Source organism: Solitalea koreensis (genome assembly GCF_900182575.1).
Classification (GTDB): domain Bacteria; phylum Bacteroidota; class Bacteroidia; order Sphingobacteriales; family Sphingobacteriaceae; genus Solitalea; species Solitalea koreensis.
In genome coordinates, this window is the sequence record NZ_FXSZ01000005.1 from 107,128 (window position 1) to 131,032 (window position 23,905).

The window sequence follows — 23,905 nt, forward strand, 5'->3', positions numbered from 1 at the left end:
GGGTTTTTTCAGTTTCATTCAAATCCAAGCAATTTATTTGCTTTCTTTGTGCTAAGCTTGAACTTTATACCTAATGTTAATTGCCTTAAGCATCCTTTTATTTGTTGTTTTATACACGCTTGCTGCCGTTTATGCTGAACGTAAGGTATCTGCCTTTATTCAAGACCGATTGGGTCCTATGGAGACTGGTAAATTTGGTTGGCTCCAAACGCTTGCCGATATTCTTAAAATGATTCAAAAGGAAAATATCGTTCCATCGGCAGCCGATCGACGGTTGTTTCTTATTGCTCCTGTTATCATTTTCGTTTCGGTTTACATGGGTTTTGCCGCTATACCTATTGCTCCAAGTTTGATTGGAACATCAAGTAATATGGGTGTTTTCTATATTCTGGCTATTATTTCAATCGAAGTGGTAGGATTTTTAATGGTAGGCTGGGGCTCTAATAACAAATATGCACTGTATGGAGCTACACGTTCGGTAGCTCAGATTGTTTCGTATGAGATTCCTGCAGGTATAGCCATCATTTCTGCAGTAATGCTTAGCCAAAGTTTGAATATGAATGAAATTTCCGTTAATCAGGGGATTTTATCTAATGAAACGATCAAATTTTTTGGTATTTGGGATATTACCCATATTGGCGGTTTTCTGGCTTGGAATATTTTTCAGGCACCACATTTATTAATCGCTTTTGCAGTTTATTTTATTGCCGCATTGGCCGAAAGTAATCGTGCGCCTTTTGATGTACCTGAAGCCGAATCAGAACTTATTGCAGGTTTTCATATTGAATATACCGGAATTCGCTTTGCCTTGGTGTTTTTAGCTGAATATGGAATGATGTTGCTCGTTTCAATGGTTGCTGTTGTATTGTTTTTGGGAGGATGGAATACCCTTCTTCCTAACATCGGATCCTTACAGTTGGCTATATGGACAACCGGTACCTTTTGGGGTGTTTTCTGGATAATAAGTAAATCGCTTTTTCTGGTTTTAATTCAAATGTGGATTCGCTGGACTTTACCCCGTTTTCGGGTTGATCAGTTGATGGGCTTTTGTTGGAAAGTATTGACGCCACTAGCTTTCGCCTGTTTATTTATTTCAGGTATTTGGCGACTTTTGGTAATGTGATTAAAACAATAATATAAATATTGAATTATGCATTAGGAGTTATTCATGATCATAAATCATAATTTGAAATCGGTTTGTCAAAAAAAAATCAAAATATAGTTAAATCTGTCTCAGGTATTTTAAACGGAATGAGGCTTACGCTGAAGCATCTTTTTGCCGCGCGTAACCTGCGTAAGCCTGTTGGGGTGAATAAGAGTAATTATTTTGCACAGCAAGAAGGTATCGTAACTATTCAATATCCACATCAGGAAATTCCGGTGCCTGAAGTTGGTCGGTACCAATTAGAAGTTGAAATTGACGATTGTATTGTTTGCGACCTTTGCGCTAAGATTTGCCCCGTTGACTGCATTGAGATAGAATCAATTAAGGCCGTAGAAGATATAGGCAAAACTTCCGATGGAACAACTAAACGTTTGCACGCGGCTAAGTTCTTTATTGACCATGCTAAGTGTATGTATTGCGGTTTGTGTACTACCGTTTGTCCAACAGAATGTATCACCATGACAAATGAGTATGATCGTAGTGTAATCGATTTAAATGAAATGAATCTGAAGTTTTCAGTGATGAATGAGATAGAAGCCGAAGAAAAACGTATAGCCTTAGAAAAATTTAACGCTGAAAAATTGGCGGCCAAGGCTGCCCTTTTAAAGAAAGAATAATAAAATTACTGAAAATTGCTAAAAACAGCCTTTTATATACTAGCCGTTATTACTGTACTATCTGCAATGTATGTTGTGGTATGTAAAAATTTGGCGCGAGCCGTATTCGTGTTTTTTGCTACTTTATTTTGCCTGGCAGGAATTTACGTATTCGCATTTGCCGACTTTGTTGCAATTACTCAAATCATGGTATATGTAGGAGGAATTGTAGTATTAATGCTTTTTGGGATCATGTTATCGAATCGTCAACTTTTAAATTTTTTGGTTGATGAGAAAAATGAAACCAGATTTTTTAGCCTTAACAAAACAGGCGCTTTTTTACTCTCGGCAACTGTTTTTATAGGCTTGATCCGGATGATCACAATGGCAAACGTTGCCAACTTGAAGTGGTTAAAAGATGCTGTCTCAAGTCAGCAGTATTACACAGGGTTTGAAAATTCTCCACAAATAATTGGAGTACAAACTATGACTAATTACTTGCTTCCTTTTGAAGCAGCATCGGTTTATTTGCTCGCCGTACTGATTGGTGCGGCTTACTTAGCAAGGAAAAAGAAAATTGGGTAGATTTAATTGCATAAATATATGTTAAACGGCATTCCATTAGAACATTTTTTATATATCAGTACCGCTCTGTTTTGTTGCGGTTTGTTTGCCGTATTGACAAGACGCAATGCTGTGATGGTTTTGATCGGTATTGAATTAATGATCAACGCCGCTATTTTAAACTTCGTATCTTTTGGTGCATTTGATAAGATAAAGAACGGCGGACAAATGTTTGCTATTTTCGGTATTGTACTGGCAGCTGCAGGTGTTGCTGTTGCACTGGCGATTATCTTAAATGTTTATAAACATTTTAAAACAATTGATCCAAGTGCAATTGATGAAATGAAAGGGTAAAGGCCGGTTAGAGGTAGGAGGATTTAGGGTTAAGGCATTTCATCAGTTATAATTACCATTAACCAATAACATATAACCAATTTAAGATTTGATCGAAACACAACATATTAGTACTCCATTGTTAGCAGCAATAATTGCTTTATTGCTGCCTCTCTTAGCATTCTTGATTATCGGGTTATTCGGTAGAAGACTTAAGCGACAAGGCGATTGGGTCGCTGTTTCTTTCACTTTTATTGCATTTCTTTTTTCTGCATTTTGTTTTTCACAAATTTGGCAGCAAGCTCCACAGTACTTTCAACTGCCATGGCTTAACACAGGCATAATCAAACTGGCCATCGGATTGCGTTTAGATAATCTTTCGGCTTTGATGATCATATTGGTCACTTTTATTACTTCGCTTGTAATGGTTTACTCAATGGAATACATGAAAGGCGAAACTAACTATCCGCGTTACTTCGCTCATTTAAGTTTGTTCCTTTTCTCAATGCTTGGGCTGGTATTGGCCGATTCATTATTGCTGATCTATATTTTCTGGGAACTGGTGGGGTTCTCATCCTACCTATTAATTGGTTTTTGGTACAATCGCGATTCAGCTGCTCGTGCTAGTAAAAAGGCATTTATTGTAAATCGTATTGGAGATATCGCTTTCTTTATTGGCATTTTAATATTACTTACCCAATTCGGAACCTTGGATTTAACAACCTTATTTGGTTCTGGCAATATTCAAGGGTTGGTACAACAATCAAAAGTTTTAGGTGATCACTGGATGGTTATCAATAGTGCCGGCAGTATACATGCCCTAAACAAAACTTATTTAACCATTGCAGGCTTGTGCATTTTTGCAGGTGCAGCTGCTAAATCAGCTCAGTTTCCTTTGCATACCTGGCTTCCCGATGCGATGGAAGGGCCAACATCGGTTTCCTCGCTGATTCATGCAGCTACCATGGTTGCTGCGGGAGTTTATTTAGTGGCGAGAGTTTTTCCACTATTTGATTCAGAAGCTTTAAGCATAATTTCGGTTGTTGGCGCTTTTACTGCTTTTATGGCGGCAAGCATAGCAATTACTCAAAATGATATAAAAAGGGTTTTGGCTTATTCTACCATATCTCAACTTGGTTTTATGATCACGGCAATCGGCTTGGGCGCTTGGTCGGCGGCTTTGTTTCATCTGGTAACTCATGCTTTTTTCAAGTGTTTATTATTCCTGGGAGCAGGTTCGGTTATACATCAGTTACATCACCTAAAGCATGAGCATCACTTGGATTTTGATCATCAGGATTTGCGTATTATGGGAGGATTGCGAAAAAAGATGCCGGTAACTTATATCGTTTTGCTATTGGCCGCATGCGCGCTTTCTGGAATTGTTTTCTTTTCAGGTTTTTTATCTAAAGACATGATTTTAATGTCAGCCTGGATGAGAACTCAAACTGAAGGATCAGGAGTGACATTTTTAATTGCGCTCGCCTTAAGTTTAGCAGCTGTATTTACACCTTTCTATATTTTCAGGTTAATTTTTAAAGTTTTCTGGGGAGATTTTCGTTTGCAGAAAATCCATCCTGCACATAACTTGATCGTTCATGAATCGAATAACTTTATGAAAGTGCCGATGATGCTTTTGGCGGCTTTTACAATTTTTATTTTCTATTCGTTCAATCCTATACATGCAGCTCATGGCTGGATTTTGGAAGGGCTGCAGGCTCCTTTGTCTAATTTTAATAAAGAAACTGTGATTTCGGGATTTGTGGAATCAGCAGTTCCAGCGATAACGTTGCTTCTTTCCATTGCCGCTATATTCTCAGCAAAAAAAGCCTATGCTGACCAAAAGCTTCGTTTTCTGTCAGAAGATAATTTGCTGTTTCAGTTTTCTCAAAGAGCGTGGTATTTCGACGCCATATACGATCGTATCATCGTGGAGCCAACGGTTTTGTTGTCAAAACTTACTGGATGGTTTGATAAACGAATTGTGGACGGCTTTGTAAACCTGTGGGGCAACCTTACCATTAGTTTTGCCGCTTTTGTTGCTTGGATTGATAAAAGAATTGTGGATGGATTCGTGAATTTTACGGGGAGTTTTTCCACTTGGTTGGGTAGCCTGTTTCGTCGTACGCAAACAGGGCGTTTACAACAGTATATGGCCTTAGGCGTTTTAGGATTGATTTTGATTTTCGTTTTAACTTACATATTGCATTAATGATATTAACTGTACTGATCTTTCTACCGATATTCTTTTTAATGGTGATCGCGGTGCTCCCGAAATCACAAACGTCATGGTTTAAATACATTAACCTGTTTGTGTCGGCGATGCAATTGGGCATAAGTTTTATTTTGTATCAAAATTTTGATCGTTCGCTTTCGGCTTCTACCAAAGAAGCCGGTTTTCAGTTCATCGAAAAACATTCATGGATAGGCTTGCAATTAGGTTCTTTAGGGAAACTCCAGATTGATTATTTTCTGGGAATCGATGGTATTAGCATAGGCTTATTAATGCTTTCGGCCTTTGTAATGCTCATTGCTTCACTCGCTTCATGGGAAATCAAGACCAATGAAAAAGGTTATTATGTATTATTCCTTTTGTTGAATACGGCGATAATGGGCGTTTTCTGTGCTCTCGACTTTTTCTTGTTTTATATTTTCTACGAATTGATGTTGCTTCCTCTTTATTTCCTAATCGGAATTTGGGGCGGTGCTCGCCGAGAATATGCGGCCATCAAGTTTTTCTTATATACCTTATTTGGCTCTGTGTTCATGTTGCTGGTTATCATTGGTCTTTATTTTTCAGTAAAAGATCCTCTAACCGGTGCACATAGTTTTAATATGTTATACATGATGGATACCGCAAATTATGTAAAAGGTTCCATCTTCGATATTTCATCAGGTACGGCCCTGTTATTCGGTATTCCTGCTCGTTTATTGGCCTTTGGCGTGCTGTTCATTGCTTTTGCTATTAAGGTGCCGATAGTACCATTGCACACCTGGTTGCCTGATGCACACGTAGAAGCACCAACACCCATTTCAATTATTCTTGCAGGTGTTTTGTTGAAAGTAGGAGGCTATGGTATCTTTCGTGTTTGCCTTGGTATTTTTCCCGAAGGAGCAATATATTTCAGCTGGTGGCTGGGATTAATCGGGGTGGTGTCGATTATATACGGTGCCATGAATGCATTGGCAGCATCCGATCTTAAACGCTTAATTGCTTATTCTTCGGTTTCTCACATGGGCTTTGTATTGCTCGGAATTGCATCTACCACGGTAGAAGGTGCAAGCGGTGCCATGTTCCAAATGATTAGCCATGGCGTGTTATCAAGCATGCTATTTTTCTTGGTCGGTGTAATTTACATCCGCGTTCATGATAGAGAAATTGCAAACTTCAGAGGGCTTTTACTGCAAATGCCTGTTTTTTCGGTATTTGTTTTCATTGCCTTTTTTGCCTCACTGGGTCTTCCTGGTTTCTCCGCATTTATAGCAGAAGCTTTTTCGTTGATTGGAGCGTTTAGTTCGGCTTCTTCAAATCAATTGCTTCCGCACTGGATGGCTGTTGTTGGAGCTGTTGGTGTATTGCTCGGCGCCTGCTATTTTCTTTGGACGCTCCAGCGCATGTTCTTCGGTGCAAAGCATTTTAGGGGAGGAGCTGATTGGGTAAAACAACTTACCGATCTTAACGCTCGCGAAATTCTGGCATTGGTTCCCATGGCGGCATTTGCACTGTTATTGGGTATTCTTCCTTCTTTGTTTTTCAATTTAAGCAATGCAACGCTTACAGATGTGGTGAGTCATACCTTGAAAACCGGTAGCAGTCAATTACAAACTCTTACCAACTTATTGTTTTAGCAATGGAGCAGTTTTTTGATTTGATAAGAGCAAGTGTTGCTAATTCGCTGAACAGTTTATGGTATATACTCCCTGAATTTATCCTTGCTGCCGGGTTTGTATTAATGATTATTGCAGATGTTTTCTGGGGAAAAAGATATAAAAACATAGCACCAATTCTTGCATTAATTGTTTTGGCATTTACGTTGGTTTTTGTCTTAGATCAATTCGTATTAATCAGCGAATCTCCCAAAGACCTATTCTCAGGTATGATTAAACTCGACCGCTTATCTGCTTGGTTCAAACTCCTGTTTAATTTCAGTTCGGTAATTATCGTATTGTTTTCGTTTCGAGACTTTCAGTTACGGAACAACGAAAAGGGATGGGGTGAATATTATGCTTTACTCATTGCCATCAACTTAGGGATGCATTTTATGGCCATGTCAGGTAATTTGTTAATGATTTATCTTTCAGTGGAGTTTGTTTCAGTGTGTTCATACATCATGGCTGCATTTCTTACAGGTAGCCAGCGATCGGAAGAATCGGGGATGAAGTATGCCTTATTTGGAGCTGTAGCTTCTGCGGTGATGTTATATGGAATGTCTTTGCTATATGGTTTCACAGGAACACTGGATGTGTTTAATGACACATTTTTTGTGGGCTTAGCATCGGCTGGAATATTAAGCGCAACTGTTGCTGTTTTAATGACACTGGCAGGTTTGGCTTTTAAAGTGTCCATGTTCCCTATGCACGCATGGGTTCCTGATGTGTATGAAGGAGCTCCGACTCCTGTTACCGCTTTTCTTTCGGTAGCTCCAAAAGCCGCTGGTTTTGCTTTGCTATTGCGCTTTATAGCCTCACTTTCAACAGAGTTTTCTGTTCTCTCTTTAGAAAATGGTATTGCCGTGCTTGCAATCATCACCATGACTTTGGGGAATTTTGCGGCTCTTTGGCAAACCAATATTAAACGATTGATGGCTTATTCAGCCATTGGCCAGTCGGGTTTTTTATTGATGGGTATTGCGGCTTATTCACTTACCGGACAAGCATCTATTCTGTTCTACCTATTTGCCTATGCAATTGCTAATTTGGGCGTATTCCTGGTGATTGGCTATTTTTCTAATACGTTCCACTCAGAAGAAATTGATGATTACAAAGGTATGGGTATGAAATATCCCGTAGCTTCAGCCTGTATGGTTGTGTTTTTGGTGAGTCTGGTAGGTATTCCGCCAACAGCAGGATTCTTAAGTAAATTCTTTATTTTTTCCGCCACCGCCGAGTCATATGTATTAGGTGGAAATATCATGTTGCTCATTATGCTGGTTGCGGCGGTTATTAATACGGTAGTTTCCTTGTTCTACTATTTTAAAATTCCACAGCATCTATATCTGCGCAAAGCAAAAACCGAAATTGTACTTGATAAAGGAAATCTATTGTTTTTGGTGATTATCATCGTGATGGCTCTGCTTACATTATTCTTAGGTGTTTTTCCGAACGAATTGATGGGAATGATGCAGTTGTAGAAGAAATACAGTTTTTTTGTATTTTTTAAATTATTATTTACTGATATTCAGTAGATTGGTTGTATTAGTTTGGTGTAAAGGCTATGGAAAATCTACCATTATACGTTAGCATCGTTTTCGTGTTAACAACAATGCTAACGGTTTTTATTTTCTATAAAGCTGCTCATAATTCAAAAATGGTTCTGATCATTTTGTCGGCATGGCTTATTCCACAGGGTATCATTAGTTTTACGGATTTTTACACCAAAACAGATTCCATTCCCCCAAGGTTTGCACTTTTAGTTTTTCCTCCTGTTTTATTTATCATACTTTTTTTCACAACAACGAAAGGCAGAAAATTTATTGATAGTCTTGATGTGAGAATATTAACGATTCTACATGTAGTAAGAATTCCTGTTGAAGTAGTTTTACTTTGGCTATTTCTCTATAAAGTTATCCCGCAGCTGATGACCTTTGAAGGCCGGAACTTTGATATTTTATCAGGGTTAACAGCACCAGTTATCTATTATTTCGGTTATGTGAAAAAACAAATCGGTAAAACAGCGCTTCTGTTTTGGAATATACTCTGTTTGGGGCTCTTGTTCAATATTGTGATTAATGCTGTGTTATCAGCCCCGTTTCCATTTCAGCAATTCGCTTTTGATCAACCTAATATTGCTGTTTTATATTTTCCCTTTGTTTGGTTACCTTGTTGTGTAGTTCCCTTGGTTTTGTTTTCGCATTTGGCAACGATCCGGCAATTACTAAAATAATACGATTATCATTATCCAATCACTTCTATAAATGACAACTATTTCAGACGATTTCATGAAACAAATGCTTACATCGACTAAAGGTTATACCGTTGTAATATTAAAAGCCGGACCGAATAGAGAAAGGCCTGATGTGCAACAGATTATTTGGGAGCATGCTCGTAGAAACTTTGCCCTTCGAGCCGATGGATTGTTGTCGATCGTTTGTCCGGTTACGGATGAAAGCGAGGTTAAGGGTATAGGCATTTTTAATGCGGATGAAGGGGAGACTAAAAAAATAATGGATGCTGACCCAGGTGTAATAGAAGGTGTTTTTGTTTACGAAACTCATTCGGCAAGAAGCTTTCCTGGAGATGCTTTAGCTATCAATTGATTATCTGTTTTAAAAACTTTTAGCGTTTTCTAATTATTCTATATGGCCTATAACGAAAACTTAGCTAACAGAACACGAGAAATAATTGCCATGACCCATGACAATGTGGAAGAGAAAAAGATGTTTGGGGGCTTGTGTTTTATGGTGAATGATAAAATGTGTGTGGGAGTACAGCTTGATAGTTTGATGGTTCGCTTGGATCCGGAAAAGTTTGATGAAGCTTTAGGACAGGAGGGGTGTACTCCAATGGAATTTACGGGAAAACTAATGAAGGGTTTTGTTTTTGTTGATATTGACGCTTTAAATACAATGCAGAATTTGGAGTACTGGGTTGGGCTTGCTTTGGAGTATAATAAAATAGCAAAGGCTGCTAAGAAAAAGAAGTAAAAACATTAACTCTTCAAGGAAGACATAAGTGAACCTGTTTGTCAAATTACAAACTATAGTTTTGATGCATTCGAGGCATTTCTACATTCGCAAATCCTTTTTCTTTTAGTCTTGCTGAAAATTCGATCATTGTTGCCGGATCGCCGTGTACCAAAAAAAGTTTTTTCACTTTTCCAGGATCCTGACAAGCTAGAAAATGAATTAAATCATTGTAGTCACCATGAGCACTTAAGGAATCTATTTTGGCAACGGAGGCTTTAACTATAAATCCTTCTCCAAAAATATGCACCAAATCAGTACCCGCTAATAATCGACCTCCTAAAGATTGAGGCTCACAATAACCCACCATTAAAATCCGGTTGCGCGCATCCTCAATATTATTTTTAATATGATGTTTTACTCGGCCAGCTTCGGCCATACCTGATGCTGAAATAATTACACAGGGCTCTTTACGTTGATTAAGAGCTTTTGATTCTTCAACATCTTCAATAAAATGCAAACCTTTAAAATCAAACGGATCTTTATCATATTTCATCGTATTGGCAACTGTTTCGTTGTAATAATCCGGAAAGCTTTTAAGCAGTAGTGTGGCCTGTTCAGAAAGCGGACTATCTACAAAGTAATCAAGTTCAGGCAGCTTGCCTACTAGCTCCAAATTATTCAAAGTGTACAGAATTTCCTGTGTACGGCCTACACTGAAAGAAGGAATGATAAGTTTTCCGCCTTTTTCAATGCAGGTTTCTGTGATATGACGTAGTAATTCTTTTTCAGTATTAATTTGATCTTCGTGTAATCGATTTCCATAAGTAGATTCAAGAAGGATATAATCAGCCTGTGGGAAAATTTGAGGTGAACGTAAAATTTCTGAACTATAACGCCCTAAATCACCACTAAAAGTTAGATGAATGGTATTTTGGTTTTCAGTAATTTTTAAATGAACAGCTGCACTGCCAATAATATGTCCTGCATCTGTAAAGGTCAATTCAACTCCGGGGGCAATGATAAAAGGCGTGTTGTATTCGACAGCCTGAAATAAACCGAAACAATTTTCGGCATCCTTGCCTATGTATAAGGGCTTAATTAACCGTTTGTGCTGTCTTGCTCTTCTTTTATTGATGAATTTTACATCCATTTCCTGAATATGCGCCGAATCCCGAAGCAGAATTTTGGTTAGATCAACAGTAGCTGGCGTGCAGTAAATTTTCCCTTCAAAACCTTCCTTAACTAAACGAGGAATCAATCCCGAATGATCAATGTGTGCATGAGAGAGAACGAGAATGTCGACGTCAATTGGATTAAATCCGAAAGATCTGTTTAGATTTTCAGTATCGGCTCCATGTCCTTGAAACAATCCACAGTCCAATAAAATAGTTAGACCGTTATTAAGGGTTATAAGGTGCTTGCTGCCGGTTACGCACTGGGCAGCACCATGAAAGGTTATGTTCATTCTTAAATATAAGAAATTTTAGTTTTCAGGGCTTAAGGATTTAGACTGATAATGATAAGTTACATCCTTAAGCCCCAGAACACTATTTCTTATATTTCATTTTTGCTTTAACTTTTGAACTATAGTTCGTGGTTTTTGCATTCTTCTCTTTCTTGGGATGAAAGGCAGCTCCTTTGGTTGGAGTAGTGTCTTTTTCTTCTTCCTCTTCTTCCGAATCAGATGCTTCACTTTTTTGTCTGTCGCCAACAATGATCAAACCTGGAGGGAAATCAGCTAAAGGCATTTTTTGCCCCGTTGATTGTTCGATTTTACGAACCATACTTAGTTCCAGGTCGGTTGCAAAAGTGATGGCCAAAATTTCTTCGGTACTCGCTTCAGAACGTTTTACTATTCGACCAACTAAGGTTTCTTTCTCTAATGGTAATTCAAAATGAATGATAAACGGAACGTCGTGAATATCGGTTGATTCGTAGGTCTCATTGGCTATAATTAAAATGCGAGTTTCAGGAAGTTCCTTAAACTCTTCAACCGAATCAACAGCTAGTTGATCAAAAAACATTGGTTTATATAATACAACCTCTCCCGGCAGACGTTTATTTAAACTCTTATAGAGTACTTGGGCATTATAGCGAGTGTTTACGAAAACAAGTACTTTGGTGAAAATCTCATCATCACTCATTAACAGGTTGAGAAGATTTTGTTTCGTTCTGAAATTGGGAACATGATACAAAAGCTGCTCATGTGTTTCGGCTTTGTTTTCAGCTAAAAGGTTTACCTCAATCAATGCCGGTTGATTCATAAACGGTTCGATCAGTTTTTCCAATTTGGAATGAATAACTTCTGAAAATACCAAGCGCTGACATTTGGTAATGCTTCTGGCAAGCTCGGTAATAGGTAGTTGAAAGCCTTTTTTAATAAGCAGTTCGGCATCATCAATAACCAATACTTGAATCAGATTTAAATTGAGGGCAAATTTTAAATAATGTGAACGTGCACGATCAGGGGTGGCAACTACAATATCACAACCTTCAGCAAGTAAATCCAGCTGTTCTTCCTGACCCATTTGTGGATGCAATCCAATAACGCGGACGCTTTTGTTTTTGGCGAGCAGTTTAAATTGGTCAATAACGGCTTCAACGCGTTCAGCATCCGGTACCAAAATTAATGCTCGCGGTGCATCTTCGGTTGAGTATTTCAAACGCATTAAAACCCCAAGTACATAGGCTGTTGTTTTACCACAACCTTCCGGGCCAATACCAATTATATCCTGTCCGCCAATAATACGCGACAACGTTTTAGTTTGAATTTCTTTTGGGGTTAAGTAGCCGGCATCAGTCATAGCTGCTACCAGTTGTTTGCTGAGTTTTAATTTATCAAGCGACACGGATCCGAATATTTTAGTTGTTAATTATTTATTATCAGTTATTAAGAAAAACACTGCTCTGTTTAATAATTCTTCCATAAGAAGTGAAAGTGGATTTTCTTTTTGATAATTCCCAAAAGTAATCAACTTCTACCGAATAATAGTTCAATGCTATCTACTTAACATTCCTTTCTTATATAATTCCTAAATTTAGGAACACTTATCACTAATAACTAAAATTTTATGCTCAGTTACTGGGAGCAGACGTCTTTCATGCACTATAATTACATTATCATCGGTAGTGGTATCGTAGGTTTATCAACGGCCTGTTGCATTAAAGAAAAAAATCCCGATGCTACTGTCCTGGTATTGGAAAGAGGAATATTTCCAACGGGTGCAAGTACTAAAAATGCCGGTTTTGCCTGCATCGGTAATGTGGGAGAGATGTATGCTGATTTGAAATTAATTGGAGAGGAGAAATTAACAAAGCTCACGATTGATCGTTGGGAAGGATTGCAGCTACTGCGTTCGCGAATTGGAGATGCAAAAATGGATTTTCAGCGGAACAGCGGTTATGAATTGGTACTCAATGATGATACCTACCATTATGAATTAGCAATAGAGAAAATAAATGATATGATGGAGCCCTATTTCCAGTGTCGTTTATATTCAGAGCGCAAAGACCTGATTCAAGGGTTTGGTTTGAACCCGAAGATGGTTAAAACAATTATTCAAAATCCGATTGAAGGCCAGATCGATACCGGTAAAATGATGAATGCTTTGCTCGATTACGCCTATTCATTAAAGATTCGAGTGCTTACAGGCTGTGAGGTAACTGAGTTTAATGAAACACCGGATTGCGTTGAAATCAATGTGAAAAATCCACTTTACGGGGCTGATAGCAATCTGCAATTTACTTGTAATCAGTTGGCCGTTTGTACCAATGCTTTCTCAAAAAGATTCTTTCCTAATGCTGATGTAGAGCCGGGTCGCGGACAGGTTGTATGCACTTCAGTAATTCCGGAATTAAAAATAAAAGGAACATTTCAATTTACAGAAGGTTACTATTATTTTCGAAACATTAACGGACGCGTTCTTTTTGGTGGAGCTAGAAACATTGATTATGATTATGAAACCACCAATGAATTCGGTTTAACTCCGATTATTCAGGAGAAATTAGAGTTTTATTTGCGAGAAATGATTTTGCCCGGAGTAGATTTTACTATTGAAAACCGATGGTCGGGTATTATGGCTTTCGGAAAAGAAATTACCCCTGAAATTATACGCTATGGAAATCGTATAGCTGCTGGGTTCAGATTTAATGGAATGGGGGTTGCCTTGGGTAGTAAAGTGGCCAAAGAACTGACTGAGATGCTCACGGAAAGTAATTAATAACTGTGAGTTCGATTCCCTAAATTTGCGGCTACCTTTATATATGCTTGTGCCTATCCGATTTAATCTACTTTGTTTAGTGAGTGTACTGCTTCTCACATGTATCATTCTGCCACATGTTTCTTTTGCTCAAATTAGCGATACGTCTGCAGTGCCGGAGAAAGATATTTGGGATATTTTTAAAAGTGATAAGGAACTAAAGCTTGAAACTCGGGATAGCAGCAAAAAGGTTCATAAAGTATTTCTTCCTGTTGTTTCTTATAACCCTTCTACTGGCTTTGAATTCGGGGTGCTCAATAATACCGCTTTTTATTTAGGCGATCACCTTACTACGCGTTTATCGGTGGTTAATGTACGTTTATCTTACACAACCAATAAGCAGTTTTTTAGCTATATACGTTCAAATATTATCACAGATAATAACAGGCTTAATTTTACTGGAGATTGGCGTTGGTATATCTCTTCACAACCTACTTTCGGTTTAGGAACTCAAACAAATGCTCAGGATGACATCAACTTAGATTACAGTTTGCTTCGTTTTTATGAAAATGTGGTCGTTCGATTGGCGGGACCCTTTTACGCCGGTGCAGGCCTTTATATTGACAAATACTATAATATTGCCGATCACGGCACTGCTGAAGACCCTTATCAACAATATGCCGAGAAGTATGGTTTTGATCCAAGTGAGTATAATTCCAATGGATTGGGGCTGACTTTGCAGGTTGATTCCAGAGATAACACCATCAATGCTTATAAGGGGATATACGCTTCATTGGGTCAACGGTTTTATATGAAAGGCTTGGGAGGTTCAAGTAATTGGTCGCAATTTTTAGCTGAGTTTAGAGCTTACCAGCGATTAAGTCGTAATGCACATCGCCGATTAGCATTTTGGGTTTATGCAAACCTAATTATTTCGGGTACTGCACCTTATATGAGCTTACCTGCCATTGGTTGGGATACCTACAGTAATGCAGGTAGAGGTTATGAACAAGGACGTTTTAGAGGGAAGCAATTGGTTTATGCTGAAACGGAATATCGATTCCCAATTGTAAATAGTGGATTGTTAGGCGGGGTGATGTTTGTAAACGCCACCACCGCCAGTAATGACGATGGCTCCGTAAAATTATTCAATACAATCAGGCCTGGATATGGAGCAGGATTGCGCATAAAACTCAATAAATTATCCCGAACAAATATTACAGTTGATTACGGACGAGGACAGCAAAATTCTTCAGGAATTTATTTTAACGTTCAGGAAGCTTTTTAGAAAAAATTATCTTCAGGGATATTGCCCCTAAATAGTACCCAGTTGAAATTCAGGTTCAATCATAGCCGATCATTTTGTTGAATATTTTCTTCTTCCATTTCTTTAAATATTTGTAACCCTACAACCAAAGATTGATCAAACTGGCTCCTTCTATAATTTTAGATTTTTTGGCCACGGAGTCCTGTTCCATATAAATTGTACTCCCATCTGAGCCTAAATCCCAAAGTTGGCCTCGTAGAAATACATTAATACCTTTGGTAATTCCGGATTTTGCAGCGTGACCACCCATGCTGTATTTTAGCCAGGCGTCAGCTTCGGTAATTTTGCCAATATCGGTTTTGTCGACATCCGTTGGCGTTGCAGCTCCATTATATCCTTTCCACTTGGTTGCCCAACTATTTTCAGAAGCAGAAAAAGAAGGAATGGCAATTATTTCTGCGTGTTTGTTTTGAAGTGCCTTGTATGCTGCCGGATACCATGAATCTGCACAGATAAGCACCCCCAGTCGGCCGGCGGAAGTTTGAAATACAGGAGAATCTTCTACTTTACCTGAACTTGTAAAATGTTTCTCTTCATTGATGGGGAATGCTTTTACAACTAATGGTTTCATTATTTTTCCAGTTGGCCCGAATACTCCTGTTATGTTGTATAGATTTCCTTTTCCAGCTTGTAGATGGCCATCTTTGGAAATTGATGGTTCAGGTAACACAATTGATCCTGCAACGATGGTGATTTTAAATTCTTTAGCCATTTTTGAAAAAACACGCTCGTAAATGCTTGCCATTTCTGCTCCCTTCATTCTGAATACTGCATACTTTGCCTTGTCAGCAACCGGGGCGACAATAAAGTTTCTAAAAAAAGTAAAAGGGTGGGTGAGTATTACCATTTCCATGGCTTTAGCAACTGAAGGAGTAGTATAAACAGACGCTTTTTCATCACAAGCCACTAACCAGGTTCCTGTATATTCAGGAAAAACGACTATGGTTTTTTTATTAAGCAGGCCTTTGCTTTTTGCCTGGATCAGATATCCCGAAAGTTTGGTGTAAAATGTAGCTTCATTGGCATAGTCAGAAGGGTAGAGGTAAGGTTGAATGGCTAATAAATTACCTTTTCCAGAATATAGGCCAACTTCTTGATAATCTATAATTTTACTACCCGATGATTTTATTTCTGTGATTTTTCCAAATTGTGCCCATAGTTGGAAGATGCCCAACAGAAAAACAATAATAAATACAATTCGGATAAAGCGAAACGTCATATATTTAACTGTTGGTTGCTGATTTGGTTAACCGATACTTCCATTTATTATGAAAAACCGATGGTGTTTAAGCAAGCAATTTAAGTCGAAGGGATGAACCATGCAAGAAATATTAAGTTTTAAGAATTTAATAAAATCTTAGCTTGCTTTTTCGGTCACGCTAGATCCATTTTCTATTCTGAAATCCACTTTTTACGCCCAATTAAATTTTCGTATTTTTGCGGCGAATTTAAAACGATATAAAAATTGGTAAAAGTTGGATTAGTTCAAATGTCGTGCGTGAAAGAGCCGGCCTTGAATCTTGAAAAAGCGATCACGAAAATTAAAGAAGCAGCTGCCAAAGGTGCTCAAATCGTTTGCTTGCAAGAGCTTTTTACTTCGTTGTATTTCTGCGATGTGGAAGACTACGATAATTTTAAACTGGCAGAAGCTATACCTGGCCCATCAACAGATGCATTGCAAAAAGTTGCGGCCGAATTGGGTGTTGTAATTATTGCCTCATTATTTGAAAAACGAACTCAAGGATTATATCATAATACCACGGCGGTTATCGATGCCGATGGATCTTACTTGGGTAAATATCGCAAAATGCATATTCCTGATGATCCGGCTTATTATGAGAAATTTTACTTTACGCCTGGCGATTTGGGGTATAAAGTATTTAAAACCAAATTTGCTACCCTTGGTGTATTGATTTGCTGGGATCAATGGTATCCTGAAGCGGCCCGCATTACTTCGTTGATGGGTGCAGAAATCTTATTCTATCCTACTGCTATTGGCTGGGCAACATCACAAGATGAGGCTACCAATACTGAACAATACAATGCTTGGCAAACGATTCAGCGCAGTCATTCAGTAGCTAATGGTGTACCGGTGGTAAGTGTAAATAGAGTAGGTTTTGAGCAAGACGGACTCATGAAATTCTGGGGCGGATCATTCGTAACGAATGCGTTTGGTTCATTACTGTATAAAGCTTCACATGAAGATGAAGAAGTAGCCGTTGTTGATATCGATAAAAAATCAAGCGATAGCTACCGTACCCACTGGCCGTTCCTGCGTGACCGACGTATCGATTCGTATCAGCCAATTACCAAAAGGTTTATTGACGAGGATTAGTCTACAGACTGAATGAACGCATTTTGTTGTCATGCTGAGGAACGAAGCATCTAGAGTCCAATTACGTTATCCCCAATAGCGTACTTTTGGGCAAACAGTTCCCTTCCTCGGGATGACACTTTTTATAGGCATAACCAATGTCTATGAACTATTAACTAAGAACTAATGCAACATACAAACATCCATACTAAACTTCCTTCCGGATATTCTTTCCCAGCTGAATGGGCTAAACATACGGCAACATGGCTGAGCTGGCCTCATAAAGAAGCCTCATGGCCGGGTAAAATCGATTTGATTTATCCGATTTACAGCCAGTTTATTAAAGCAGTTACTGAAGGCGAACAAGTTTGCATCAATGTAAATGATGAACAAATGAAGGCTGTTGCAACGGCTCATTTGCAAAAAGAAGGCGTTGATTTATCGAAGGTTTCTTTTTTCATTCATCCTACCAATGATGCATGGTGCCGTGATCACGGACCTGCATTTTTGATAAATCCGGAGGAAAAGAAAAAAATCATTGTTGACTGGGGCTATAATGCCTGGGGCGATAAATATCCTCCATATGATTTGGATGATGTGATTCCAACCAGAATCGCGAAACATTATGATATACCGGTATATTATCCGGGTATTGTGATGGAAGGAGGTTCGGTTGATTTTAACGGAAAAGGAACCATTTTAACCACAACGGCCTGTTTGTTAAATCAGAACCGTAACCCGCATTTAAATCAGCAGCAAATTGAAGAGTACCTGTGTACTTATTATGGTGCTGAGCAAATTTTATGGTTGGGAGATGGTATTGTTGGCGACGATACCGATGGCCATATAGATGATATCACGCGTTTTGTGAACGAAGACACCGTAGTGACCGTTGTGGAGCACGATAAAAATGATGAGAACTATCATCTGCTCAAAGAAAATTTAGATGCCCTACATAAAATGCGTTTGTTAAATGGCAAGCAACTAAATGTGGTTGAGTTGCCTATGCCTTCGGCTGTGATTTATGATGATATGCGTTTGCCGGCATCGTATGCTAATTTCTATATTTCTAATGCTGCGGTGGTGGTTCCAACCTATCGTTGTAAAAACGATGAGGCTGCATTAGATATTCTTACTCGATGTTTCCCGGATCGCAAAGTAATCGGGCTCGACTCTACAGATATCATCTGGGGATTAGGAAGTTTTCACTGCCTGAGCCAGCAAGAGCCGGCGGTTTAATAATGATAAAATTTAAATGGAAACTCCTGCAATACCTTACAAGTCATGCAGGAGTTTTTTATTTTGCTCCGGATTGTATATCCTTAATCGTTTTGTGACTGTTGGTAGAAATGATATTGTTTATGAGCAATAAAACCATGATTTTTTTAAAAAAATTACGGAACTTAATACCATAAACCTACGCTTATGAAAAAGGCATTCATTCTCGTTTTATCATTATTGTACTTATATTGCTGCTTAAATTCTTGTAAAAACAAATCAACTACGATTGAAAACAATGAGAGGCAAACGGTTATTAAAAATGAAGAAATTATCAATTCAGAGTTTCTGACTGCCGAAAAACAATCCGAACTAACACCCCAAAAGATCCTAGAAGTCCTTAAAGCGGGAAATAAAGATTATACGGAAGATAATTTGACGGTTCGGAACACTTCATTCCGAATCCGGGAAGCATCGTTAGGACAGTATCCGGGAGCTGTTGTTTTATCCTGCCTGGATTCACGTGTTCCGGTTGAGGATGTATTTCATTGTGGCATCGGTGACTTATTTGTAGCCCGGGTAGCCGGAAATATTGTAAATGAAGATATTTTGGGAAGTCTGGAATATGCCTGTAAGGTATCAGGGGCCAAAGCCATTGTTGTTTTAGGTCATGAACATTGCGGTGCTATTAAGTCGGCTATTGATAATGTGGAATTAGGAAACATCACCGCTTTGTTATCCAAGATCAAGCCCTCAGTTAACTCCCTCAACGATTTTAAAGAGGAAAAGACTTCTAAAAACCAGCAATTCGTCGAAGCAGTGTGTCATCAAAATGTTAAAAAGGCAATCGAAGATATACGAACGCTCAGTCCTATATTGAAGGAAATGGAGCAAAAAGGAGAAATCGTGATTGTAGGCGCCGAATATCACATGGAAACTGGTAAAGTTGATTTCTTTCAATAAACTACTCACACTCCCATGTGTAATAATTATTCTCTTCATCTAACTTAAAGCCGGTCTTAGGATAAAGGGTATTGCCAATGGTATTCGTTTTCATCGTTTCCAGGCTTAATCCGCCCGCTCCGGTTTTTCGGCATAAATCTTTTGCAGCGTTAATTAAGGTAATTGAAATTCCTTGTCCACGATGTTCAGGTAAAACAAACAGATCATTCAATAACCACCATTTCGTCATGCGGGTGGAAGAAAATAAGGGATACAATTGTGTGAATCCAACAGCTGTCCCATCGTCAGTTTTGGCAAGAAAAATCACCGAATCTTCATTTTTTATCCGATCTTTTATAAATAATCGTGCTTTCTCCTGATCAGGCGTCATGTTATAAAAAGCACGATAAGCTTCAAAAAGGAATGTAACTTCATCGATATGAAGAAGAAATGCTTTTGTAATCTGCATGTAATCAAGTAGTTTTAAGTAATTTTATAAATAAAAATCGACATTAGTTTGAATAAATAATAGTTATCTTTGCGCTCTCAAAAAATCAGAACCAGATTCGAGGTTAAACAATGAGTGATGCTATAAAACACGAGTGCGGAATCGCACTCATCCGATTAAGAAAACCCCTAACTTATTATCAGGAAAAATACGGCTCCGCGCTTTATGGTTTAAATAAGCTTTACCTTATGATGGAAAAGCAAGTAAACCGTGGACAGGATGGTGCCGGTATTGCAACTATCAAACTTGATATTGAACCTGGTAATCGTTATATCAGTCGTCATCGTTCTACTTCTTCAAGAGCAGTTAACGAAATCTTTGAATATGTACTGGGCAAATTTGCTGAAGTACATCGTAAAGATCCTGAACTGATGAATGATGTACAGTGGCTGAAAGAAAACGTAAGCTTTTTAGGTGAAGTGCTGATGGGCCACCTGCGTTACGGTACGCATGGTAAAAACAGCATTGAAAACTGTCATCCTTTTCTTCGTCAAAACAACTGGATGACCCGTAACCTGGTTGTTGCCGGTAACTTTAACATGACAAATGTTGATGAGCTGTTGCTTCAATTGTACGAGTTAGGACAACATCCTAAAGAACGTGCCGATACAGTTACCGTATTGGAGAAAATTGGCCACTTTTTGGATGATGAAAACCAAAAACTTTTCGATCATTTTAAGAAAAAAGGACACAGTAACATAGCGATCTCTCATTTAATTGCCGATCATTTGGATGTAGCTAATATACTTACCCGCTCAGCCAAAACCTGGGATGGTGGTTATACCATTGCTGGGATGATGGGCCATGGTGATGCCTTTGTGATGCGAGATCCGAATGGTATTCGTCCGGCGTTTAAATACATTGATGACGAAGTTATTGTAGTTGCCTCTGAGCGACCTGCGATACAAACAGCCTTCAATGTTCCTATGGAAGATATTGATGAAGTGTCTCCTGGGCACGCACTTATCATTAAGAAAGATGGTTCTTATACAGAAACTATGTTCCGTGAGCCAGCTAAACGTGCTTCATGCTCATTTGAGCGGATTTATTTCTCACGCGGCAGTGATACTGATATCTATCGCGAACGTAAACAATTGGGTAAATTGGTAATCCCTGATATTCTTGAATCAGTGAATAATGATATTAAGAATACGGTTTTCTCCTTTATTCCTAATACTGCAGAGGTAGCATTTTACGGAATGGTAGAAGGAATACACGACCACATTCGTGATTTCCAAAAAGATCAACTTCTGAAAAATAAAAACATAAGTTCTGCTGAGCTGGATGAATTGTTTAGTTTGAAACCTAGGGTTGAGAAAATAGCCATTAAGGATGCCAAGTTGCGTACATTTATCACTCAGGATTCAGATCGTAATGATTTGGTAAACCATGTGTATGATGTTACTTATGGTGTAATTAAACCCGGAATTGATAATTTGGTTGTGGTTGATGATTCAATTGTGAGAGGTACCACCCTTAAACAAAGTATCATTCGTATTTTGGATCGTCTTGGTCCTAAAAAAATCATTATCGTTTCTTCAGCCCCTCAAATTCGTTATCCTGACTGTTACGGTATTGATATGAGCCGTATGGGGGAGTTCGTTGCTTTTCAGGCAGCAGTTTCTTTGTTAAAGAAAAGCGGCAGAGAATATATTATTCATGAAGTGTACGACAAATGTAGAGAGCAAGCTCATTTACCGAAAGAGGAAGTAAAAAATTATGTAAAAGAGATATATGCTCCATTTACATATGATGAAATTTCGCAGGAAGTTGCTCGAATTGTAACTCCGACAGGTATAAATGCTGAAGTAGAAGTGATTTATCAAACACTTGAAAATCTGCATGCTGCTTGTCCTGATCACACAGGCGATTGGTATTTCTCAGGAGATTATCCAACTCCGGGTGGTAACAAAGTAGTAAGCAGGGCATTTATGAACTTTGTAGAAGGTAGAAATCAGCGAGCATACGCTTAATTTCACAGAAGTAAGTATAAAGAAACAAGAGCCAGTAACATGACAGCTGATTTGTCATGTTACTGGCTCTTGGTCTTATGATCCTTTGCTCTTGTGTCTTGATACTTATGTCTTGACTCTGAATAATCAGTGTGGCGAATGTAAGCCTACTTTATTTCCTTCAGTGTCAGAAAAGAAGGCATAAAATCCATATTCCGGTGAAATAATCGTTTTAGGAACCAATACCGAACCACCATTTTCTACAACTTTACCCAATGTATTACTCAAATCGTCTCCACAGCTTAAATAGATTAAGCTGCCCTTAGTGCAGGGTTCGTATCCTTTTCCTGATACAATTGCCCCGGAAACACTTCCTGCTTCACTTGGAAAAAATCCCATTCGATTTTCTCCCATTATCATATCATACATTTCAATTTCCAGAATAGTTGAGTAGAATTTGCGTGCGCGTTCAAAATCTGAAACAGGGATTTCAAACCAATTGATAGCGTGTTGAGGCATCGTCATAGTAGTTGATTTAGGAGTGTGAATTAAAGTTAATGAAAAAAGTCCATAGTCGATGGTTCAAGGCTTATGAAAGATGGGAGATTTGAAGAGGACGATACAAGAACTATGGACTACTTCCATAGTTTATGGACTCTAAATCTAAACGTGCTTTAAAATAACAGGTATTAGCAAGCGAAATACAGCGTATCCAATAATAACAACTCCTGCAACTCTGTTGAGCCAAAGAATATGGTTTTCGTTAATGTGACTTCTGTACTTACTTACAAAGTACGATTTTGATACGTCTGAACTCAGAATGGTTATGGAGGTAGCGCCTAGAAAACCTATCAGTTCTGTTTGATTATATGATTCAGTGAATTTGGTAGCGATAGTAATCCAATAAAGTAGCATGATTGGATTGAGTACACACATCAGAAAACCTTTAAAAAAATAAGCTGTGTTTCTTAGGATTTTGGTAGGCTCATTAGATATAGTGACCTTTCTGATGATATAGTATAGTCCAATTCCTAAAAGAAACAATCCTCCAACTATTGAAATAAGTTGTCGATATTGATCTTCAAATGCAACCAATATACTGAAAATGACAGCTAGGCTGATATAAATAAGATCACCAAGAAAAACTCCAAAAGAAAAGTAGATCCCTGAACGGAAACCGCGACTGATGCTGATTTTCAACAAGGAAAAAAATGTAGGTCCGGTTAAAAGAGAAAGAATAAATCCTACAATAATTCCTGTAGCAATAGCTGTCAACATTCGTGCTTGATTCTGTGATGGTTCTCGTAAAAATCTAACTTATGAAGTTAAAAGCCAAATTTTTTCTCTTTAATTTGCGCTCCCAAAACATAAGTGGTTATTAATGAAGCGTCCTGAGTTCAATGATATTTTTATGCATCTGGCATCTGAGCTGTCAAGCCGGTCACATTGCGTTAAAGCACAGGTAGGTGCAGTGCTTACAAAAGATACTCGAATTATTTCAATCGGCTATAACGGCCCACCAGCAGGTACGCATAATTGTGATGAAGAATGGCCGGAAACCGGTTGTCCTGGTGATTCACGAGGGAGTTGTTCATTGGCGGTTCACGCAGAAGAAAATGCAATTTTATACGCCGTTAAAAATGGTGCATCTTTGGAGGGTTCAACGTTGTACACTACCTTATCTCCTTGTTTGCCTTGTGCTCGGCTGATATTTACTTCAGGGATCAAAAAAGTAATCTACAAAAAATCATATGCTCATTATAAAGGATTGACCTCCGATGAAGGTGTTGATTTCCTGACAAAATTTGGAGTTGAGGTTACTAAATACGTTGCTGGTAAATAATTGTGTTTTTGAGATATTCATATTGAGCTTGGTAAAAGCGTTTTTTGTTAGGAAAAATGGCGACTAAGCTCAATTTACAAATTTCAAATTCGAACTCTT

General features: G+C 38.4%; 23 protein-coding genes. 17 read left to right on the top strand and 6 right to left on the bottom strand.

Annotated elements, in window-relative coordinates:
* The first annotated feature begins 73 nt into the window (after positions 1-73).
* The 10 genes from FN756_RS09380 (at position 74) to FN756_RS09425 (ending at position 9,521) form a co-directional block, all read left to right on the top strand.
* A complete protein-coding gene (locus FN756_RS09380) occupies positions 74-1,123 on the top strand; it encodes a complex I subunit 1/NuoH family protein (RefSeq protein WP_142603638.1) in 1,050 nt (349 codons plus the stop codon).
* Positions 1,124-1,251: 128 nt separating this feature from the next.
* Positions 1,252-1,782, top strand: a complete 531-nt coding sequence (locus tag FN756_RS09385; protein ID WP_142603640.1) for a 4Fe-4S binding protein — start codon at positions 1,252-1,254, stop codon at positions 1,780-1,782.
* 15 nt (positions 1,783-1,797) lie between these two features.
* Positions 1,798-2,346, top strand: coding sequence for an NADH-quinone oxidoreductase subunit J family protein (locus FN756_RS09390; protein ID WP_142603642.1), 549 nt, complete (start codon positions 1,798-1,800; stop codon positions 2,344-2,346).
* Between the two features lie 18 nt (positions 2,347-2,364).
* The gene (gene nuoK / locus FN756_RS09395; RefSeq protein ID WP_142603644.1) at positions 2,365-2,679 is read left to right on the top strand and encodes an NADH-quinone oxidoreductase subunit NuoK; all 315 of its coding nucleotides are present in this window, start codon (positions 2,365-2,367) and stop codon (positions 2,677-2,679) included.
* Positions 2,680-2,767: 88 nt separating this feature from the next.
* Complete coding sequence (gene nuoL, locus FN756_RS09400) at positions 2,768-4,870, top strand: NADH-quinone oxidoreductase subunit L (RefSeq protein WP_246085458.1); 2,103 nt, start codon at positions 2,768-2,770, stop codon at positions 4,868-4,870.
* Positions 4,870-6,507 (top strand): complex I subunit 4 family protein, encoded by a 1,638-nt coding sequence (locus FN756_RS09405; protein WP_142603646.1) that lies wholly within the window; start codon positions 4,870-4,872, stop codon positions 6,505-6,507. Before nuoL ends, FN756_RS09405 begins: the two co-directional genes overlap by 1 nt.
* 2 nt (positions 6,508-6,509) lie before the next feature.
* Positions 6,510-8,009 (top strand): NADH-quinone oxidoreductase subunit N, encoded by a 1,500-nt coding sequence (locus tag FN756_RS09410; RefSeq protein ID WP_142603648.1) that lies wholly within the window; start codon positions 6,510-6,512, stop codon positions 8,007-8,009.
* A gap of 83 nt (positions 8,010-8,092) precedes the next feature.
* Complete coding sequence (locus FN756_RS09415; protein WP_142603650.1) at positions 8,093-8,761, top strand: hypothetical protein; 669 nt, start codon at positions 8,093-8,095, stop codon at positions 8,759-8,761.
* A gap of 31 nt (positions 8,762-8,792) precedes the next feature.
* Positions 8,793-9,134 (top strand): hypothetical protein, encoded by a 342-nt coding sequence (locus FN756_RS09420; protein ID WP_142603652.1) that lies wholly within the window; start codon positions 8,793-8,795, stop codon positions 9,132-9,134.
* 42 nt (positions 9,135-9,176) lie between these two features.
* The gene (locus tag FN756_RS09425) at positions 9,177-9,521 is read left to right on the top strand and encodes a TfoX/Sxy family protein (RefSeq protein WP_142603654.1); all 345 of its coding nucleotides are present in this window, start codon (positions 9,177-9,179) and stop codon (positions 9,519-9,521) included.
* Positions 9,522-9,567: 46 nt separating this feature from the next.
* On the opposite strand, the gene FN756_RS09430 is transcribed toward FN756_RS09425, so the two are convergent.
* Positions 9,568-10,968, bottom strand: a complete 1,401-nt coding sequence (locus FN756_RS09430; protein ID WP_142603656.1) for an MBL fold metallo-hydrolase RNA specificity domain-containing protein — start codon at positions 10,966-10,968, stop codon at positions 9,568-9,570.
* An 82-nt stretch (positions 10,969-11,050) separates the two neighbouring features.
* Positions 11,051-12,352 (bottom strand): DEAD/DEAH box helicase, encoded by a 1,302-nt coding sequence (locus FN756_RS09435; RefSeq protein WP_142603658.1) that lies wholly within the window; start codon positions 12,350-12,352, stop codon positions 11,051-11,053.
* A 222-nt stretch (positions 12,353-12,574) separates the two neighbouring features.
* On the opposite strand from FN756_RS09435, the gene FN756_RS09440 reads away from it, so the two are divergent.
* Both FN756_RS09440 and FN756_RS09445 read left to right on the top strand, forming a co-directional pair.
* Positions 12,575-13,723 carry an NAD(P)/FAD-dependent oxidoreductase gene (locus FN756_RS09440; protein ID WP_142603660.1) on the top strand — a complete coding sequence of 383 codons (1,149 nt, stop codon included), beginning with the start codon at positions 12,575-12,577 and terminating at the stop codon, positions 13,721-13,723.
* Between the two features lie 43 nt (positions 13,724-13,766).
* On the top strand, positions 13,767-14,990 hold the full coding sequence (locus tag FN756_RS09445; protein WP_142603662.1) for a BamA/TamA family outer membrane protein: 1,224 nt from the start codon (positions 13,767-13,769) through the stop codon (positions 14,988-14,990).
* Positions 14,991-15,108: 118 nt separating this feature from the next.
* Here the strand turns inward: FN756_RS09445 and FN756_RS09450 are convergent, their stop codons facing one another.
* Positions 15,109-16,248: a carbon-nitrogen hydrolase family protein gene (locus FN756_RS09450; RefSeq protein WP_142603664.1), complete on the bottom strand. Its 1,140-nt coding sequence runs from the start codon at positions 16,246-16,248 to the stop codon at positions 15,109-15,111.
* Positions 16,249-16,494: 246 nt separating this feature from the next.
* Here FN756_RS09450 and FN756_RS09455 point away from each other — a divergent pair, with 246 nt between their 5' ends.
* From FN756_RS09455 to FN756_RS09465, 3 genes are all read left to right on the top strand, one after another.
* Entirely contained in the window at positions 16,495-17,364 is an 870-nt protein-coding gene (locus FN756_RS09455; protein WP_142603665.1) for a carbon-nitrogen hydrolase, read from the top strand.
* A 165-nt stretch (positions 17,365-17,529) separates the two neighbouring features.
* A complete protein-coding gene (locus FN756_RS09460) occupies positions 17,530-18,582 on the top strand; it encodes an agmatine deiminase family protein (RefSeq protein ID WP_142603667.1) in 1,053 nt (350 codons plus the stop codon).
* Positions 18,583-18,768: 186 nt separating this feature from the next.
* Positions 18,769-19,524, top strand: coding sequence for a carbonic anhydrase family protein (locus FN756_RS09465; protein WP_142603669.1), 756 nt, complete (start codon positions 18,769-18,771; stop codon positions 19,522-19,524).
* Between the two features lies 1 nt (position 19,525).
* Here the strand turns inward: FN756_RS09465 and FN756_RS09470 are convergent, their stop codons facing one another.
* On the bottom strand, positions 19,526-19,972 hold the full coding sequence (locus FN756_RS09470) for a GNAT family N-acetyltransferase (RefSeq protein WP_142603671.1): 447 nt from the start codon (positions 19,970-19,972) through the stop codon (positions 19,526-19,528).
* Between the two features lie 110 nt (positions 19,973-20,082).
* On the opposite strand from FN756_RS09470, the gene FN756_RS09475 reads away from it, so the two are divergent.
* On the top strand, positions 20,083-21,984 hold the full coding sequence (locus FN756_RS09475; RefSeq protein ID WP_142603673.1) for an amidophosphoribosyltransferase: 1,902 nt from the start codon (positions 20,083-20,085) through the stop codon (positions 21,982-21,984).
* Positions 21,985-22,110: 126 nt separating this feature from the next.
* Here the strand turns inward: FN756_RS09475 and FN756_RS09480 are convergent, their stop codons facing one another.
* A complete protein-coding gene (locus FN756_RS09480; RefSeq protein WP_142603675.1) occupies positions 22,111-22,482 on the bottom strand; it encodes a VOC family protein in 372 nt (123 codons plus the stop codon).
* Positions 22,483-22,626: 144 nt separating this feature from the next.
* On the bottom strand, positions 22,627-23,241 hold the full coding sequence (locus FN756_RS09485; protein WP_142603677.1) for a LysE family translocator: 615 nt from the start codon (positions 23,239-23,241) through the stop codon (positions 22,627-22,629).
* Between the two features lie 103 nt (positions 23,242-23,344).
* On the opposite strand from FN756_RS09485, the gene FN756_RS09490 reads away from it, so the two are divergent.
* Entirely contained in the window at positions 23,345-23,806 is a 462-nt protein-coding gene (locus FN756_RS09490; RefSeq protein WP_142603679.1) for a deoxycytidylate deaminase, read from the top strand.
* Positions 23,807-23,905: the final 99 nt, after the last annotated feature.

Bases quoted from the DNA above. Each gene is read 5' to 3' on its own strand.
- FN756_RS09410 (WP_142603648.1), top strand. From the start codon at position 6,510: ATGGAGCAGTTTTTTGATTTGATAAGAGCAAGTGTTGCTAATTCGCTG.
- FN756_RS09385 (WP_142603640.1), top strand. From the start codon at position 1,252: ATGAGGCTTACGCTGAAGCATCTTTTTGCCGCGCGTAACCTGCGTAAG.
- FN756_RS09490 (WP_142603679.1), top strand. From the start codon at position 23,345: ATGAAGCGTCCTGAGTTCAATGATATTTTTATGCATCTGGCATCTGAG.
- FN756_RS09470 (WP_142603671.1), bottom strand. From the start codon at position 19,972: ATGCAGATTACAAAAGCATTTCTTCTTCATATCGATGAAGTTACATTC.
- FN756_RS09450 (WP_142603664.1), bottom strand. From the start codon at position 16,248: ATGACGTTTCGCTTTATCCGAATTGTATTTATTATTGTTTTTCTGTTG.
- nuoK (WP_142603644.1), top strand. From the start codon at position 2,365: ATGTTAAACGGCATTCCATTAGAACATTTTTTATATATCAGTACCGCT.
- FN756_RS09420 (WP_142603652.1), top strand. From the start codon at position 8,793: ATGACAACTATTTCAGACGATTTCATGAAACAAATGCTTACATCGACT.
- FN756_RS09415 (WP_142603650.1), top strand. From the start codon at position 8,093: ATGGAAAATCTACCATTATACGTTAGCATCGTTTTCGTGTTAACAACA.
- FN756_RS09425 (WP_142603654.1), top strand. From the start codon at position 9,177: ATGGCCTATAACGAAAACTTAGCTAACAGAACACGAGAAATAATTGCC.
- FN756_RS09430 (WP_142603656.1), bottom strand. From the start codon at position 10,968: ATGAACATAACCTTTCATGGTGCTGCCCAGTGCGTAACCGGCAGCAAG.
- FN756_RS09475 (WP_142603673.1), top strand. From the start codon at position 20,083: ATGAGTGATGCTATAAAACACGAGTGCGGAATCGCACTCATCCGATTA.
- FN756_RS09480 (WP_142603675.1), bottom strand. From the start codon at position 22,482: ATGCCTCAACACGCTATCAATTGGTTTGAAATCCCTGTTTCAGATTTT.
- FN756_RS09465 (WP_142603669.1), top strand. From the start codon at position 18,769: ATGAAAAAGGCATTCATTCTCGTTTTATCATTATTGTACTTATATTGC.
- FN756_RS09485 (WP_142603677.1), bottom strand. From the start codon at position 23,241: ATGTTGACAGCTATTGCTACAGGAATTATTGTAGGATTTATTCTTTCT.
- FN756_RS09405 (WP_142603646.1), top strand. From the start codon at position 4,870: ATGATATTAACTGTACTGATCTTTCTACCGATATTCTTTTTAATGGTG.
- FN756_RS09445 (WP_142603662.1), top strand. From the start codon at position 13,767: ATGCTTGTGCCTATCCGATTTAATCTACTTTGTTTAGTGAGTGTACTG.
- FN756_RS09380 (WP_142603638.1), top strand. From the start codon at position 74: ATGTTAATTGCCTTAAGCATCCTTTTATTTGTTGTTTTATACACGCTT.
- FN756_RS09440 (WP_142603660.1), top strand. From the start codon at position 12,575: ATGCTCAGTTACTGGGAGCAGACGTCTTTCATGCACTATAATTACATT.
- FN756_RS09460 (WP_142603667.1), top strand. From the start codon at position 17,530: ATGCAACATACAAACATCCATACTAAACTTCCTTCCGGATATTCTTTC.